The sequence below is a fragment of the Thalassobacillus hwangdonensis genome, from assembly GCF_042675915.1.
Lineage (GTDB): Bacteria > Bacillota > Bacilli > Bacillales > Halobacillaceae > Thalassobacillus_A > Thalassobacillus_A hwangdonensis.
In genome coordinates, this window is record NZ_JBHTKL010000001.1 from 331,099 (window position 1) to 348,021 (window position 16,923).

Annotated in this window: 14 protein-coding genes; 10 read left to right on the forward strand and 4 right to left on the reverse strand. The window is 43.9% G+C overall.

The genetic code is table 11. The features are described 5' to 3' along the window. Positions 1 to 64: 64 nt before the first annotated feature. Positions 65 to 1,513: a phospholipase D family protein gene (locus tag ACFQ2J_RS01785; protein WP_386056032.1), complete on the forward strand. Its 1,449-nt coding sequence runs from the start codon at positions 65 to 67 to the stop codon at positions 1,511 to 1,513. A 215-nt stretch (positions 1,514 to 1,728) separates the two neighbouring features. Here the strand turns inward: ACFQ2J_RS01785 and ACFQ2J_RS01790 are convergent, their stop codons facing one another. Next, positions 1,729 to 2,076, reverse strand: a complete 348-nt coding sequence (locus ACFQ2J_RS01790) for a general stress protein (protein WP_386056033.1) — start codon at positions 2,074 to 2,076, stop codon at positions 1,729 to 1,731. A 166-nt stretch (positions 2,077 to 2,242) separates the two neighbouring features. Between ACFQ2J_RS01790 and ACFQ2J_RS01795 the strand changes: the two genes are divergently transcribed. The 6 genes from ACFQ2J_RS01795 to ACFQ2J_RS01820 all read left to right on the forward strand — a co-directional run bounded on the left by ACFQ2J_RS01795 (position 2,243) and on the right by ACFQ2J_RS01820 (position 9,347). Further along, a complete protein-coding gene (locus ACFQ2J_RS01795) occupies positions 2,243 to 3,001 on the forward strand; it encodes a sporulation protein (protein WP_386056035.1) in 759 nt (252 codons plus the stop codon). Between the two features lie 121 nt (positions 3,002 to 3,122). Beyond that, positions 3,123 to 3,707, forward strand: a complete 585-nt coding sequence (locus ACFQ2J_RS01800; RefSeq protein ID WP_386056037.1) for a DUF2087 domain-containing protein — start codon at positions 3,123 to 3,125, stop codon at positions 3,705 to 3,707. Between the two features lie 106 nt (positions 3,708 to 3,813). Continuing rightward, positions 3,814 to 4,995: an MFS transporter gene (locus ACFQ2J_RS01805; protein ID WP_386056039.1), complete on the forward strand. Its 1,182-nt coding sequence runs from the start codon at positions 3,814 to 3,816 to the stop codon at positions 4,993 to 4,995. Between the two features lie 114 nt (positions 4,996 to 5,109). Further along, positions 5,110 to 5,949, forward strand: coding sequence for a formate dehydrogenase accessory sulfurtransferase FdhD (fdhD, locus tag ACFQ2J_RS01810; protein ID WP_386056041.1), 840 nt, complete (start codon positions 5,110 to 5,112; stop codon positions 5,947 to 5,949). Beyond that, complete coding sequence (fdhF, locus tag ACFQ2J_RS01815) at positions 5,939 to 8,887, forward strand: formate dehydrogenase subunit alpha (protein WP_386056043.1); 2,949 nt, start codon at positions 5,939 to 5,941, stop codon at positions 8,885 to 8,887. The genes fdhD and fdhF overlap by 11 nt, the downstream gene beginning before the upstream one ends. After that, positions 8,880 to 9,347: a DUF1641 domain-containing protein gene (locus tag ACFQ2J_RS01820; protein WP_386056045.1), complete on the forward strand. Its 468-nt coding sequence runs from the start codon at positions 8,880 to 8,882 to the stop codon at positions 9,345 to 9,347. The genes fdhF and ACFQ2J_RS01820 overlap by 8 nt, the downstream gene beginning before the upstream one ends. Positions 9,348 to 9,415: 68 nt before the next feature. On the opposite strand, the gene guaC is transcribed toward ACFQ2J_RS01820, so the two are convergent. Further along, positions 9,416 to 10,399 (reverse strand): GMP reductase, encoded by a 984-nt coding sequence (guaC, locus tag ACFQ2J_RS01825; protein WP_386056046.1) that lies wholly within the window; start codon positions 10,397 to 10,399, stop codon positions 9,416 to 9,418. A gap of 202 nt (positions 10,400 to 10,601) precedes the next feature. On the opposite strand from guaC, the gene ACFQ2J_RS01830 reads away from it, so the two are divergent. Both ACFQ2J_RS01830 and ACFQ2J_RS01835 read left to right on the forward strand, forming a co-directional pair. After that, a complete protein-coding gene (locus tag ACFQ2J_RS01830) occupies positions 10,602 to 11,294 on the forward strand; it encodes an ABC transporter ATP-binding protein (protein ID WP_386056048.1) in 693 nt (230 codons plus the stop codon). Further along, positions 11,291 to 12,664: an ABC transporter permease gene (locus ACFQ2J_RS01835; RefSeq protein WP_386056050.1), complete on the forward strand. Its 1,374-nt coding sequence runs from the start codon at positions 11,291 to 11,293 to the stop codon at positions 12,662 to 12,664. The genes ACFQ2J_RS01830 and ACFQ2J_RS01835 overlap by 4 nt, the downstream gene beginning before the upstream one ends. Positions 12,665 to 12,698: 34 nt before the next feature. Here ACFQ2J_RS01835 and ACFQ2J_RS01840 read toward each other — a convergent pair whose 3' ends face one another. Next, positions 12,699 to 13,178, reverse strand: a complete 480-nt coding sequence (locus ACFQ2J_RS01840) for a DUF456 domain-containing protein (RefSeq protein ID WP_386056052.1) — start codon at positions 13,176 to 13,178, stop codon at positions 12,699 to 12,701. Between the two features lie 144 nt (positions 13,179 to 13,322). Further along, positions 13,323 to 14,318, reverse strand: a complete 996-nt coding sequence (locus ACFQ2J_RS01845) for an aldo/keto reductase (protein WP_386056054.1) — start codon at positions 14,316 to 14,318, stop codon at positions 13,323 to 13,325. Between the two features lie 147 nt (positions 14,319 to 14,465). On the opposite strand from ACFQ2J_RS01845, the gene ACFQ2J_RS01850 reads away from it, so the two are divergent. Continuing rightward, positions 14,466 to 16,853, forward strand: coding sequence for a penicillin acylase family protein (locus ACFQ2J_RS01850; RefSeq protein ID WP_386056056.1), 2,388 nt, complete (start codon positions 14,466 to 14,468; stop codon positions 16,851 to 16,853). Positions 16,854 to 16,923 lie beyond the last annotated feature (70 nt).

Sequence of the window (16,923 nt, forward strand, 5' to 3'; positions counted from 1 at the left end):
TTTGAATCTCCATTTATTGGTGTAAATAGAAGGTAGATATAATACGAAAATGGGGGCGGAATGTTTGGGGCGGATACGCAGGTTTTTTAAGAAGAAGAAAGTATGGGTACTTATCGCATTCATGATTTACTTAGGAGTTGTCATTGCATATCATACAGCATTCAAACCGTTACCGGATGGGATTTCCTATGAAGGCGAAGTTCATGAGCTGAATGATATCGAGTTCTTTTATGATCTGACATACGAAAATGCGGCTGGTGAGCATGTCCAGGAGCGACAGGTGTTCCAGGAATTGTACAGGACGATCGGGGAAGCGGAGGAATTCATCGTAGCAGATATGTTTTTGTTCAATGGATATACCGATGGGAAATATAATTTCCCCGAAATATCTGAAAATCTTACAAATGCTATCATAGCACAGAAAGAGAAGCATCCGGATTTGAAGGCCGTGTTCATCACGGACCCGGTAAATACGGTGTATCACTCTTATGAATCGAAAGCGATCGATCGACTGCGTGATAATGGGGTCGATGTTGTCATTACGGATCTGAATGAGCTGCGCGACTCGAATCCTCTATATTCATCACTGTGGCGTACATTCATCCAATGGTTCGGTCAGGAGGGTGACGGATGGATTGCCAATCCTTTCGCTAAAAATGCCCCCGATGTCACATTGCGGTCTTATATGAAATTGATGAATATCAAAGCGAATCACCGTAAAGTATTGGTAACGGAAGACGCTGCGATCGTTCAGACGGCTAACCCGCACAATGCGAGTGGTTTCCATGAAAACGTTTCGTTCAAAGTGACAGGACCGATCATCAAGGACATTCTGGAAGCAGAAAAAGCGGTTGTTGATTACTCAGGCGAAGCGGACTTTCCTGATATTGATGAACTCGAGTTCGAAGAGACTTCCGGACCTTTAAAGGCACAATTCCTTACAGAAGGTAAAATCTATGATGGGGTGATTGAAACCCTTGAGAATGTAAAAGAAGAGGACACCGTCTGGCTTGGAATGTATTACCTTGCCGATCGGACAGTGATTGAATTATTGAAGGATGCAGCTAAACGGGGAGCTACAGTCAATATCGTGATGGACCCGAATAAAACAGCCTTTGGCCATGAGAAGACAGGGCTGCCGAACTTGCCTGTTGCAAGTGAACTGAATGACCTGGACAGTGAGAATATGAATCTCAGGTGGTACGATGTCAATATCGAACAATTCCACACCAAATTGTTATATGTTGATAAGCCGGAAGAAGATGTGATTATTGGCGGATCCGCCAACTATACGAACCGGAATCTGGACGATCTGAATTTGGAAGCGGATGTGAAAATAACCGGACCATCTGAAGAAGAAGTATTCCAGGAGGTCAACGCTTATTTCAACAGGATCTGGTCGAATGAAGACGGTCACTACACTGCCGACTATCATGAATATCAGGATAACCTTACGTTCCTTAGAAATGCGACATATCGAATTCAGAAGCTGTTCTGGTTCACCACTTATTGATTTTAATGCTGGTGCTTGATCTGGGCTCTGGTGTTTATGGGCGAAATCTCAGGTTTGTGAGCGGTTTTGAGGTGTTTATGAGCGATATTTCGAATTTGTGAGCGGAATTTCTGATTTATGAGCGAAAATCTAGATTTACGGGCGAACCTCAATTTCCCGCCCTGGAACCTAGTCTAAATAAAGAGACCCGATCAGAATCTGATCGGGTCTTTCACTTATGCAAATAAACGGCTAGCTTTATCATCTGTTACGATCAATAGTACTTTTCCTTCGTCCATATCTTCTTCGTATGTTTCTGCTTCATGCTCGGAGAATCCGATTTCCTGAAGTTTCGTCCTCAATTCATCACCTTTTTTACTGAACAGGTTTCCGACTGCGCTCTTGAAGTCCTGCTCGGAAAAACCGATTGTATTTGCGCCCGCGTTTTTAGCTATCCTTTCTGTACGATCATCATCATGGGACAGCACATAGACATGGTTTTTATCTATGCCTTCCTCTTTAATTTTCTTTACGTCTTCCATCAATTTTTCATCATTTGTGTATTCTCTTAAAAAAGGCTTCATTTCCTAACATCCTTTCTAGGTTTGTTTTCATAGACAAGATTCCCATAATGGAAAAAATAAAACATTTGAAGTGGTGACAGTAAAAAGGGAAATTCCACGGACTTGCAGAATAGATTTAAAAAGGAGTCATTCAAAAGTCTCAACAAAAAATAAATGAGGTGAGTATATGTTTAAGAAAATGATGGCAAGTATGGGGGTAGGCGCAGCAAAGGTGGACCTACAGCTGGAGAAAGATCAATTCCTTCCTGGAGAAGAAGTGAGCGGACGCATCGTAATCACTGGAGGGAACGTCGAGCAGCAGATTGACGGCATCCGTGTATTTTTGATGACGGAGGCTGTACGTGAGGTAAACGACCGGAAAGTGAAAGAACGAGTGGAACTGAAGAGGTACCATGTTGCTCAGAACATTACTATCGGTGAGCAGGAAGAGAAGGTAGTACCTTTTTCCGTCATTCTCCCATACCAAACCCCTGTTACGATGAATCGGATTCCTGTCTGGTTCGAAACAGGACTGGATATCCCGAGAGGCCTTGATCCGAATGATCGAGATCCCATCTCGGTATCTGCGCATCCTTATGTTTTGAATGTGTTGGACGCAGTAGAGAAAGAGCTCGGATTCCAGATGCGTAAAGTGGAAATGGAATATTCCAAGCGTTTAGGATACGTGCAGGAATTTGAATTTTACCCTGGTGGAGAATTCCGTGGTCATTTAGATGAGCTGGAGTTGATTTTCAACTTCACTGGCGACGGGCTGGATCTGTTTATGCAGGTCGATCGTAAAGTACGTGGCCTGGGGAGTTTATTTGCTGAAGCGCTGGAAATGGATGAGAGCAATGTAAGACTGCATCTGACAGAAGCGGACCTGAAAGAAGGACCGAAAGCATTGGCAAGAAGACTTGGAGAGTTGATCCGACAGCATATTTAAGCGGTTTTTGTAAAGTACCTGACTGACAATCAGGTGCTTTTTTTATGGATAAGGTTGACAAGACCATCTAATTTGAATAATATCTAATTAGATTAATATCTAATAAAAAAGGGGGAACAACATGCAACTTGAAAAAGTAGTAGCATTCCACAAAGCCTTAGGCGACCCGACAAGGATAAGAATCATCATTTTACTGAAAAGTGGTCCTCTGCACGGGCAGGCGATTGCTAATAAACTTGGATTGCGTCCGCCTACGATCACCCATCATATAGCTAAATTGAAGGATACGGGAATCATCTATGCACGGAGAGAGAAGAACACCATCTATTTCCATTTGGATCAGAAAAAATTAGAGTTTCACGCACAAGCAATTTTGAGATTGGGAGGGGAAGATCCAGTGAAAAAAGAAGAACTTGCAGTAACAGAAAAAGAAAAGCTTACGATCGTAAAGAATTTTGTATCTGCTCAAGGGGAGCTGAAACAGATTCCAAGTCAACTGAAGAAGAAGTTGGTTGTACTCGCATATTTCGTTCGGGGATTCGAGCATGGGAAGGTATATGAGGAGAAAGAAGTGAATGAGTATATCAAAAAGTTCCACCCGGATTATGCGACGATAAGACGGGAATGGATCATGCAGCAATTCATGTACAGGAAGAACAATCAATATGAATTGAATCCGAAAGAAATGTGGCCGGTGGTATTTTAATCATCCGAATAAAAAAAGGTAACAGAATCATACGTTACCTTTTAATTTTGCCTACTAATTAGATAAATATTTAATTAGATAATCATGAAATAAGGTGTTTGAGTATATGTTTTCAACCGACGCATATAAACGATTATTCTTTTCAGGTGTAGTCAATGGAATCGGTGACCGTTTCAGCCAAGTAGCTACGCTTTCATTGCTTTTGTCGTTGACTGGTTCTGGACTTGCAGTAGGTGCTGCGTTGGCGATCAGGATCATTCCATTTCTGATTCTCGCACCAGTAGGAGGATATTTGGCAGATCACTTTCATAAAGGCAAGCTAATGGTTGTAACAGACGTTGCGAGGGTCCCACTTGCGCTTAGCTTCCTGTTCGTGAACGGTAAAGAAGAATTATGGATCATCTATACAGCTCTTTTTTTGTTAGCTTGCGGTCAAGCGATTTATGAACCGGTAAGAAAAAGTGGAATAGGAGAACTTGTTCCTACTAAATATGTAACAAAAGTGAACGGACTAGAGCAAGTTATGAGCGGGGTTGTTCTTGTTTTAGGATCAATTACAGGTGGAGGTGTAGCTTATTACTTAGGCAGGGATGTTTCGTTCATGATCAACGGATGTTCCTTTCTACTTGCAGGTACGATGATCAAAGGTATTACTTTTCCAACGCGATCAGAAAAAGAAACTCCACATGTTTCTAAAGCGCACAGAGAAGCTGGAAATATAGTTTGGTCATTCCTTGCCATCGCTGCAGTAGCCAGTGCTCTCGACGGTATCTTCAATGTGTTGATCAGTTTATATGCATTTGATGTGTTCCGGTTAGCGGATTTAGGGATTGGTATATTCTATGGTCTGCTGGGAGCTGGACTTGCATCAAGTGCGATTTTCTCAAAATGGTTCCGTGGAAACTTCCTGTTTGTGGTAGCTCTCTTTCTTATTGTGGAAGGAGTCTTTCAAGCTCTTCTCGGCCTGACAGACAATTTTATTATGGCATGTCTGATGTTTGTCTTTGTAGCGTTAGCTGGCGGAATTGGAAATGCTGCAATGGACTCAGCAATAATGATTCAAACACCGACCGCCCAACTAGGTAAAGTATTCGGTCGATTCAGTATGGTGGAGAATGGCATGATGGGAATGACGATGCTACACGCAGGTTTATTATCTGAAAGCTATTACCCAACCGTAATTGGATGGTATGGGGGGATAGGGAATGTCGCATTGGGCTTTATAACCTTAATCGTTTGCGTGGCATACTTTTTCATCAAAACAAGGAAATACAGGGACTTATGTTGAATTGTGTAAGATATTCGACTCTAAAACTGTTTAATAGGTCTGAATAAGTTTCAGTTTGTACAATTTAGGTAAAAGGTTGGTATTGAACTATTTTTATGCAACAGGGGGGGAACAATGGAGAAAGCATTTAAAGAGAGAGAAATGTGGCGATTCGAAGGTGGAAGAGGAGAGCCGGATAGTGATGTGGTTGCCGATGAATATCCTTTGACATTGATGATCAATGGCGAGGAATTTGCTACCTTGGTCTGCACACCTTTGAATCTGGAAGAGCTGGTTATTGGTTTCCTTGCTTCCGAAGGTGTGATTCGACGCGTTGAGGATATAAATTCGCTTAGTATCGATCAGGACCGAGGCTTTGCTTATGTGGAAATGGATCGGATGCCCACCGCGGAAGTGAAATCGGATAAGCGCTGGATCAGCTCCTGTTGTGGGAAGAGCAGGTCGTTTTACTTTCAGAATGATGCGAAGACAGCGAAGACGGTCATTTCACATGTAACGATAACACCAGAACAATGCGAATCTCTTATGAAAGCGTTTCAACAATCTTCCGGTCTATTTCATGAAACAGGTGGGGTCCATCAGGCATCCATTGCATCTGTAGATGGATTGGAATATGGATATGAAGATATTGGCAGACATAATGCACTGGATAAATTATATGGTTATGTCCTTCGTGAAAAGATAGCGTTGAAAAATAAAATCGTCATTTTCAGTGGCAGGATCTCTTCAGAGGTTCTACTGAAGGTTTCCAAGATGGGGGTAGGCCTTATCTTATCAAAATCTGCTTCGACACACTTAGCCTTGGAGCTTGCAGAGGATTTGAACATAACTGCAATCGGTTTTGTCAGGAAAGACCGTATGAACGTTTACACCCATCCACACCGGGTGGTGGATACTTATATAGAGGAAAATAACAGAGATGAAAAGGGAGGGATTCCTATTGATGGAGCGTGAGCACACGGTTGTCACCATTAATGGAACAGAATACTTAGCAGATGCTGGCCAGAACTTGCTTGACCTCATCAACACGACAGAAGAAAAGGTCCCGCAAATTTGTTATAACGAATCGCTTGGGCCGATTGAAACATGTGACACTTGTATCGTCCAGGTGAACGGGGAACTGAAGCGGGCTTGCGGGATGAAGGTGCGCCCTGGAATGAGGGTCATGACAAATCTGGAAAGCGTCCATGATGCCCAGAAGGCTGCACTCGATACCATACTTGAAAAACATGAATTGTACTGTACCGTCTGTGATTACAACAACGGCACTTGCGAAATCCATAATGCTGTTGCAGACTTCGGTCTGGAACATCAGGGGAAAGAGTACAAAGCGACTTCCTATGAAACGGATCGATCCGGATCATTTTATCGTTATGACCCGAACCAGTGCATCCTTTGCGGAAGATGCGTCGAAGTTTGTCAGGACGTCCAGGTAAATGAAACACTTACGATTGATTGGGCGCGAAAAGAACCACGGGTCATCTGGGATAATGATGTACCGATGGACCAATCCTCCTGCGTCAACTGTGGCCAGTGTTCTACTGTATGTCCATGTAACGCGATGATGGAGGTAGGAATGGAAGGGGAAGCAGGATTCCTGACTGACCAGGAACCTAGTATCCTGCGTTCGATGATTGAATTGACGAAAAAAACGGAGCCAGGATATGGACCGTTGTTCGCTGTCTCGGATACAGAAGCGGCGATGAGGGAAGAAAGAATCAAAAAAACGAAAACTGTATGTACGTATTGCGGGGTTGGCTGCAGTTTCGATGTGTGGACCAAGGACCGGAAAGTACTAAAAGTCGAACCACATGCCCAATCACCTGCGAATGGCATTTCCACCTGTGTGAAAGGGAAATTCGGATGGGATTACGTCAATAGTGATGAACGTCTTTCCAAGCCGTTGATCCGTCGCGGCAACGCATTCGAGGAAGTGGAATGGGACGAAGCGATCGCATACGTTGCCAAACGATTCAAAGAAATCCGTGATGAAAAGGGGCCGGATGCACTGGGTTTCATTTCTTCTTCAAAAGCGACGAATGAAGAATCTTTCCTGATGCAGAAATTAGCTAGACAGGTAATCGGCATGAATAACATCGACAACTGTTCAAGGTATTGCCAGACACCTGCAACGATGGGACTGTTCCGCACGGTTGGTCATGGCGGTGACTCTGGATCGATTAATGATATCGCAGAGGCGAGCCTTGTAATTACGATCGGTTCCAATACAGCAGAATCACATCCTGTTTTAGCTTCACGAATTAAACGTTCTCAGAAACTGTTTGGCCAGAAGCTGTTCGTTTTCGATTTGAGAAAGCACGAGATGGCGAAACGGGCAGACCGTTTCCATCAGCCGAAGTCAGGAACAGATCTCATATGGCTGTCTGCAGTCACCAAGTATATATTAGATAACGGCCTGGAAGACAAGAACTTCCTTGATGAATGGGTGAATGGATTTGATGACTATCGCGAAAGTCTCGAAGAATTCACAATGGAGTATGCGGAAGAAATGACAGAAATTCCGAAAGAAGAATTGATTGCTATCGCTGAAGATATTGCATCCGCAGAAAAAGTAGCCGTATGCTGGGCGATGGGTGTCACCCAGCATATGCGTGGAAGTGATACGAGTACAGCAATTTCAAACCTGCTGCTGATCACAGGTAACTACCGTCGCCCTGGTACTGGAGCTTATCCTTTACGTGGCCACAACAACGTACAAGGCTGCAGTGATTTCGGAAGCATGCCGAACTTCTTCCCTGGGTACGAAAAGACGACGGACGATGAAGCTCGTGCACGATACGAAAAGGAGTGGGGTGTCCAACTACCAGCCGAATTCGGAATGGACAACCATGAAATGATCGAGGCGATCCACGAAGGCAACCTTACCTCCATGTTTGTCATTGGTGAGGATACCGGGATCGTCGATGCAAACATCAACTATGTGACAGCAGCTTTTGAAAAGCTGGACTTTTTCGTCGTACAGGATTTGTTCCTGACGAGTACGGCAGAATATGCGGATGTCGTGCTACCAGCAGCGCCGAGTCTTGAAAAGGATGGCACATTCACTAATACGGAACGAAGGATCCAGCGTCTGTATAAAGCATTGGAACCTAAAGGGGATTCAAAGCCGGATTGGGAAATTCTGATGGCTATTGCAAAAGAACTTGGCTATGACTGGGGATACACACACCCTGGGGAAATCATGAAAGAAGCAGCAAGTCTCGCTCCGATGTTCGCTGGCGTATCGTACGATTTGCTTGAAGGTTATGATTCCCTGCAATGGCCTGTTGCAGCTGACGGAACCGATTCGCCGCGCCTGTTCGAGGATGGTTTTCCATTCGAAGATAAGAAAGCAAAGCTATATCCGCTGGAATTCGAGTTGAAGTACGACACGAATGAAGAATATGATCTTCATGTGAATAACGGACGTCTGCTCGAGCATTTCCATGAAGGCAACATGACCTATAAGTCAGAAGGAATCGCCAGAAAGACACCGAATGCGTTCATCGAAGTTTCTCCAGAACTGGCTGAAGAGCGGGGAATCAAAGAGGGTGCTGAAATTAAACTTATTTCAGAAGCGGGAGAAGCGACTGGTGTCGTCACGGTAACAGATCGCGTCCGTGGAAAAGAGGTCTTCCTGCCTCTTAATGATAACGGGAAGTCAGCGGTCAACTACCTGACTGATAATCGAGTCGATAAAGACAGCAATACCCCAGCGTATAAAGAAATCGCTGTAAAAATGGAAGTAATGAAAAAGAAAGGGAAATCGCCGATTCCACCAAACAATCATCGCCGAGGAAATCCGCAGCCTCAAATCGGCGTGAAGATTGAAGAGAAGTGGAAACGCTCCGATTATCAATACCCAGGAAATCAGGTGAAGGATAATGGCTAAATCGATAACAACGATCAAGCGTAAAGAAATTCCACGTGAAGTAAAGGTCGATCAGGACATGCAGGAAGTGAAAGAGGCTATTTCTGATAATAAGGATTCGATTTTGAAAGGAATTCAATTGCTGAAGACGTTGGATGAGGGCGGTACGCTGGACAGTGTGAATGCATTGTCGAAGCATAAGAAAGAAGCCATCGGTTATTTTGCGAAAGAGTTGAATAAACCACAATATTCACAAGTGCTGGAGAACCTTGCTGATCTCGTTTTCCTACTTGGGGATATCGATGTGAAGGCAATGCGTCAGGTGACAGACCGAGTCAATCAAGGACTAGAGGCAGCAGAGACAGAGGAAGTTACTTCAAAAACGAGTTTCCTGGACCTTGCTAAAGCGTTGAAAGATCCTGAAATCAATCGAAGCATCACGATGATGCTTCAATTCCTGAAAGGTATGGGCAAACAATAAGATGGAAATGAAAAAACAGGCGGAGCCGAAATAGGCCCGCCTGTTTATCTGGTTTATAGAGTGTCGTATCAATAAACTTTGTCACCGTTGAAAATCGAGTTTTTCACGACTACATAATCAACATGACGGATGGCATCGAGATTGTTGCCGCCTGCATAGGAAATGGAAGACTGCAGGTCCTGTTCCATTTCATCCAACGTATCCTTCAAATACCCTTTATGCTCGACGTACATCTTTTTACCTTCAACGTTCTTCTTTTCCCCTTTTTGAAACTCGGATGCAGAACCGAAGTATTCTTTGTACAGCTTTCCATCTTTTTCAATCGTGTCTCCAGGGGATTCCTCGTGACCTGCAAACAGGGATCCAATCATCACCATCGATGCGCCGAAGCGGACTGATTTTGCAATATCTCCATGGGTCCGGATTCCTCCATCCGCTATGATCGGTTTGCTTGCGGCTTTCCCGCACCAGCGTAGTGCAGCCAACTGCCAGCCTCCTGTTCCGAAGCCGGTCTTGATTTTCGTAATGCATACCTTTCCGGGTCCGATACCTACTTTGGTCGCGTCTGCACCAGCATGCTCCAATTCTCTCACTGCCTCTGGTGTACCGACATTTCCAGCAATGACAAAACTATCAGGTAAATGGCTTTTAATATGTTTGATCATTTCAATGACAGATTCAGAGTGTCCATGGGCGATATCGATGGTGATGAATTCAGGTATCAACCCTTCATCCGCAAGAGTACGTATAAAAGCATATTCCTCTTTTTTCACCCCGACACTGATAGATGCAATCAAGTTTCTGGTCTGCATTTTTTTAATGAATTCAATTCTCGTTTCAGGCTGGAAGCGATGCATGATGTAAAAGTAACCATTTTCAGCCATGTATGTAGCGATGTGATCATCAATGATCGTCTGCATATTGGCGGGTACTACAGGAAGTTTGAACGTATGATTGCCAAGCGTGACAGTAGTATCACATTCAGAGCGAGTATCAACAACGCACTTCGCAGGAATTAACTGAATATCTTCATAATCAAATACATTTTCCATGAAAAACACTCCTAAAAGCGAATATTTATTAAGTTTTAACAATTTATTGTTCGTACATATATTAATTTACCTAATTTAATTCAACCTGTCAAAAGAATTTCAGTGTTATTTCCGAATGTCTGAAAAACTTTTATTGTTTTGTAGTCTTTTTTCCGTTTCTTCTCGTCTATATAGTGAAGTTTGAAAACAGGAGGAATTTACGATGATAAAGGTGGAACAACTTTCCCATTCGTTTTACATAGGTAAGAAAGGAAAGCAAAAAGAAATACCGATCTTGAAAGATATCAATCTTTCTATCAAATCAGGTGAGATCATATCGATTGTAGGGAAGAGTGGATCAGGGAAGTCGACGCTGCTTAATTTGATGAGCGGGTATTTGAAACCTGTGAAAGGACGATTGGTGATCGCGGACACGGATGTAACTGAGTACAGTGAAGCGGAATGGGCGGACTTCAGGCTGAATCACTTAGGGTTCATCTTTCAAAGCTTCCAATTGATTCCTAGTATGACTGCTGCTCAGAATGTGGAGCTCCCGCTTGTAATGAAAGGCATTCCGGAAAAGGTACGGAAACAAAAAGTGGAAGAAATTTTTGAACGAGTCAGTTTACAGGGGTATGAGGAGCATTATCCATCTGAATTATCAGGAGGTCAGCAACAGAGAGTGTCAATCGCCCGAGCACTCATCGTCAACCCGCCACTCATTCTTGCTGATGAACCGACTGGAAGTCTAGATTCAGAGACGGAAGAGGAACTGCTGTCATTCATTAAGAAATTGAATAAAGAAGAAGGCATTACGTTCGTGATTGTTACGCATGATGATGAAGTGGCTTCCATTGCAGATCGTACGATCCGGCTGGATGATGGGCGTATCTCGAAGGGGGCGGTTGCTGTATGAAGTTCAAGGACAGAAGACGATTTATCAGTCAGAACCTGAAGAAAAATAAATCCCGTGTATTCATGACGATTCTGGCTACAGCAATCGGTTGTGCTTTCCTTATCGTTCTTGCTTCGGTAGGATTCGGTGCCCAGAAATTCATTACGAATGAGATCACGCAAGACAGAGTCATTACAGAAATAAATGTCCACGGTAAATCTGAAGTGGATGAGGGAGAAAGCCCGCGAATTACGAATGAGGATATTGCCGCTTTCGAAGATATTCCGAATGTAAAAGCTGTTTCCAGAAAACAACGGGTGATGAATGACCCTATGGTTCAACTCGACGGATACATAGCGAATACCGGCGCTGTTGTTGTTGATTATCCATCAGAGATAAAAGCTGGCTTCAAACTTTTCGAGGGACGTATGCCTGAAAAGGAGAATGAAGTGATTGTCGGTTATCACCTGATCGAACAACTTTATTCAGAATCAGCTGATGCTGAAGATGGGCTGTACAATTCAGAAGGCAAGGTGAAAGATGCCTATGGTTATGATGAAGCAGACAGTCTGATCGGAAAAGAGATCAATCTTGTCGTCAGTCAATTTGAAGATGGGGAAAAAGTGGATGAAAGCTTTCCTTTGACTGTAGTCGGTGTAACCGAAGCACCATCTAGGGACTGGATGAGAGATACTGAGGTATTGATATCTTCAAAAGTCTTATCTCAGATCGAAGCCTTTACCGGGACACGCTATGGGCAGATGATTACACCGGATATGCCGGAGGAACATGTGGAAGATCTGAAAAGCTTGAGTGGCCCTAAAGAATATGAAGAAGTAAATGTAATTGCTAATTCCATGGAAAACGTCAAAGGAATCTCACAACAACTGAAAGATCAAGGGTACTTCATCTATTCGGTTACTGAAGAATTGCAACAGGTGAATTTAGTGTTTGCATTAGTGAAGTTCGGTTTGATTTTCATTGGAACAATCGCACTGTTGATTGCGTCCATTGGTATTTATAATACGATGTCGATGGCTGTCACCGAAAGAACGCAGGATATCGGTATCATGAAGGCGATCGGCGGTCATCCTCGGATGATCAGGAGTATCTTTCTTCTTGAAAGTGGTTATATCGGCCTGATCGGAGCAATCGTCGGATTGGTTGCAGCATATGTCATCAGCATCGGAGTTAATGCTGCGTTGCCGATCGTAATAGATATGGCGTTCAATGAAACACTTGATAAAGAAATTCAGCTTTCCTACATTCCACCATACTTAGCAGTTTTATGTATTCTATTGAGTATAGGGGTGGCAATGCTTTCTGGACTGAAACCAGCACGAAAAGCTACGAAGATTGATGTGCTGCGTGCATTGAGAAGAGATATTTAAAATAAAAAATGAGACAGGGAAATCCCTGTCTCGTTTATACTTCGATAAGAAACCAAATGATCATTAAAGCCTGAATCGCGATTTTCGCTACCGATCCGCCAAGGAATCCAAATAAGGAACCCAACGAAGCTCGGAATGCTTCTTTTGTTGTCCTGCTCTGCAGCAGCTCGACAATCAATACACCAACGAATGGGATGATCAGGATACCAAGTGGCGGCAGGATGAATGAGCCAATGATGACTCCAATAGCGGCTACACGTTCTCCCCATTTGCTTCCCCCGTATTTTTTCACAAAATAACTATTTGCAACGATGTCTGAAATGATTAGTAGCACCGTCAATGTGACCATCGCAATCCAGAATAAGGTGGATAAGCCACTTCCTTCGATGAAGAAGAAGTGGATAAGAAAGCCTGCCCACAATACCAACGGACCTGGAATGATCGGGAAAATGATACTTGCAAAGCTCAATGCAAACAAAATCAGGATGATGATCCATAAAATAATATCAACCATGTTGAAGCCTCCGTCCAGTAAAAATCTATCTCTAGATTAGTTTCAGGTAATTTTATACCTTTATACTTTAAAAGATTCCTGCAAATCCGTCCAATCATATGTACGAGCGAACCCTTCACAAGGATTCGCTCTTTTTAATGTCGCTTATTCGATTTCATGTCTGTCGGGTGGGGCCATGAACTCAGGTCCGACAGGGTCTTTTACATGCTTTAGCAGGATTTCATCGATGTCATGCATGCTTTCCTCATCGATGGTGAAATCCAATTGATCGATCGGATCCAGTTGGTCAGGTCTTCTTGCTCCCATCAGAGCAATTCCTGAACCAGGCTGCTGAAGCACCCATTTCAATGCAAGGTGAATGACTCGTTTTCCGAAACGGTCCTGTGCCAGTGCATCAAGCTCCTTTACTGCATCCAAGTATTGCTGGAAGCGTGGGTGCTGGAATTTAGGATCATTGTTACGCAAATCATCGCCATTGAATTCCTGGTCTTTCGTCATTTTACCGCTTAACAGCCCCCTGCAAAGAGATCCGTAGGAAATCGTGGTGATTCCGTGATCTTTTACATATGGGAGCAAGTCTCTTTCGATTTCGCGTTCAAATAGATTATATGGAGGCTGCAAGGTGTGGATGGGAGCAGCTTCCCGGAAAATATCCATCTGTTCCGGCGAGAAATTACTGACACCGATTGCTTTTATTTTTCCTTGTTTATAAAGGTAGTGTAATGCTTCTGCTGTTTCATGGATTGGTCCTAAAGGATCAGGCCAATGCACCTGATAGATATCGATGTAATCTGTTTGAAGACGTTGAAGTGAATCCTCAATTTCCTGGTGGATCCTTTCCTTACTTCCATTACGGAAAGGCTGCCCATCTTTCCAGTCCAAGCCTACTTTAGTAGCAAGTTTTATCTCATCCCGTTTCCCATATTGACGGAGTGCTTCACCGACAATTTCTTCTGACTTTCCAAATCCGTAAACAGGGGCAGTGTCAACGAGGTTGATTCCTTTATCAAGCGCAGCATGAATGGTGCGGATCGAATCCTGTTCATCTGTACCGCCCCACATCCAGCCACCGATGGCCCACGTTCCAAGGCCGATTCTGCTAGATTCTATATCCGTATTACCAATGTTTATCTTTTCCAATTGATACACCTCCATTAGGTCTCTCTTCTTTGATGTACCCGTGTTTGGATTGCCTTAATCTAACTCATAGGCTACGCGCTTAATTATTCCAATATTCTGAAACTAGGGTATAATAGGAAGAAAATGCTAGATTGGGAGTGACGGGGGATGGAAGCAGCTAAACAGCTTCAGCAGGATCACAGGCCAGGGATGAAGCGATGGAAAAAGGCGCTGATCATAACTTCAATCATCGTAGTTGTTTTGATTGCGTCGGTAATTACGGTAGCCGTAGTCTATGTGAATAGGAGTCTGCCGAATGTAGAAGGAGAAGCGAATATTCCTGGATTGGAAGATCCGGTAGAGGTGATCCGCGATGATACTGGGGTACCACATATTAAAGCCGAATCGCTTCATGATCTGTTTTTAGCCCAAGGATACGTGCAGGCGCAGGATCGTATGTTCCAGATGGAATTGGCACGAAGGCAGGCTTCAGGAACGTTGAGTGAGGTGGTCGGGGAGGCCACGGTTGAACAGGATAAATATTTCCGTACACTTGGTTTAAGAAGAGCAGCGGAAAAGTCCTTATCGATTTATTCGGATGAAGCGGTAGAAGTGCTGGAAGCGTATGCTGAAGGTGTGAATACATATATCGAGCAAACCGAAGCAGAGAACAGATGGCCGCCTGAATTTCTGTTGATGGGAATCAAGCCGGAGCCATGGACACCGGTAGACTCCCTGACAATTGGCAAGTACATGGCATTTGATTTAGGTGGTCATTGGGAGCGTCAGGCGTTCAACTACTATCTATTGAATACATTTACGGAAGAAAAGGCTTATGAGCTGTTTCCTTCTTATCCAGACAAGGCCCCATCCATCATCAATGAGACGGAAGTGGTCGATATTGCTTCAAGTTTCAAAGGAGCAGTCATGCCGGATCCCTTTAATGGGAGCAATAACTGGGTGGTAAGTGGAAACAAAACGAAGTCGGGAAAACCGTTATTGGCAGATGATCCACACTTAGGACTGGCTTCACCGTCAATCTGGTACCAAATGGAGCTGGAAGCACCTGATTATCAAGTATCAGGAGTGATTTTTGCCGGCATCCCAGGGATTATCCTTGGTCATAACGATAGCATCGCATGGGGAGTGACGAATGTCGGGCCGGATGTACAGCAATTGTATTTGGAAAAGCGGAATCCGGAGAATCCAACACAGTTCATGTATGAAGGGGAGTGGGTGGATGCGCAGGTTCATGACGAACCGATTGCAGTGAAGGATAGTGAACCGATTGATTATCAGGTAACCGAAACGAGACACGGACCAATTGTATCTGAGTTTTCGGTTGAGAGTGATAGCGACATGCTGATGTCTTTGCGATGGACGGCTCTTGATTCGACGACAGAGCTGGAAGCAGTTCTTGAAATCAACCAGGCTGAGAATTGGGAGGAGTTCGAAACGGGTTTGGAGAAATTTCTCGCACCAGCGCAGAATTTCGTTTATGCAGATATCGATGGAAACATCGGATATAAAGCGAACGGAAAGATTCCAATCTATGAAAATGGCGATGACGCTCTATTACCGTTGCGTGGCTGGGAAGAAGAAGATGAATGGAAGGGATTCATTCCATTTGATGAACTGCCTCAAGTGTTCAATCCCGAAAAAGGCTATATTGCTACCGCCAATAACCAGGTTGCAGGGGATTCGTACCCTTATCACTTAAGCAATAATTGGGCTCAGCCATACCGCTATCAGAGAATTGCGGAAATGCTTGAGCAAAAGGATGGTTTGACAAGTGAGGATATGAAAAACATGCAATTGGATACATTGAATTTGCAGGCAAGAGAGTTTTTACCATTTCTTCTAGAGCAGCTTGATCAGGAAAAATTGGATGAGAAAGGTCGGGAAGTGGTAAGCCAATTGAAAGCGTGGAACTTTGAAGATAAAGCCGAGCTCGCCCAGCCATTAGTATTCCATCGTTGGTTATATAATCTGGAAGAGGAAATCTATGGAGAGCAGATTCCAGAAGAGGTGATGGAATTCTTTCATGGTTCTGGACAGACTACAGATGAACTGCTTCGATCCTATCAGGGAGGGCAGGATTCCATATGGGTGGAGGAAGCCGGTGGAATCAGTAGTGTCATTCATGAAAGTTTCACTCAGACCGTGGAGGATTTGAACGAAGAGTTAGGGGGAGAACCTGACTCGTGGAAGTGGGGAGACTGGCATCAGGTCCAATTCAGACATCCACTTTCGTCAATCAGTTACTTAGAACCGTTTTATAATGGTAAAGAACCTCTGCCGGTCGATGGAAGCAGAGTGACTGTAAGGGCGGTCGGTTATAATAAGGAAACAGGAAAGGTCACACATGGTGCTCCTTGGCGTTTTGTGGTTGATGCCGATGACTTTTCAAAAGCGGAGCATATCGTAGCACCTGGACAGTCGGGACATTTCAGGAGTGAGTGGTATGACAATCAGGTGGATGATTGGGTGGAGGGTAACTATCACACAACATCGGTCGGAGAGCAGGATGGAAATCGCTTGATGCTCCTTCCTTGATGTATGCACGAGGATGAAGTCACATGACTTTATCCTCTCTTTTTATTACATGAAACAGTCTGCTCTGCTG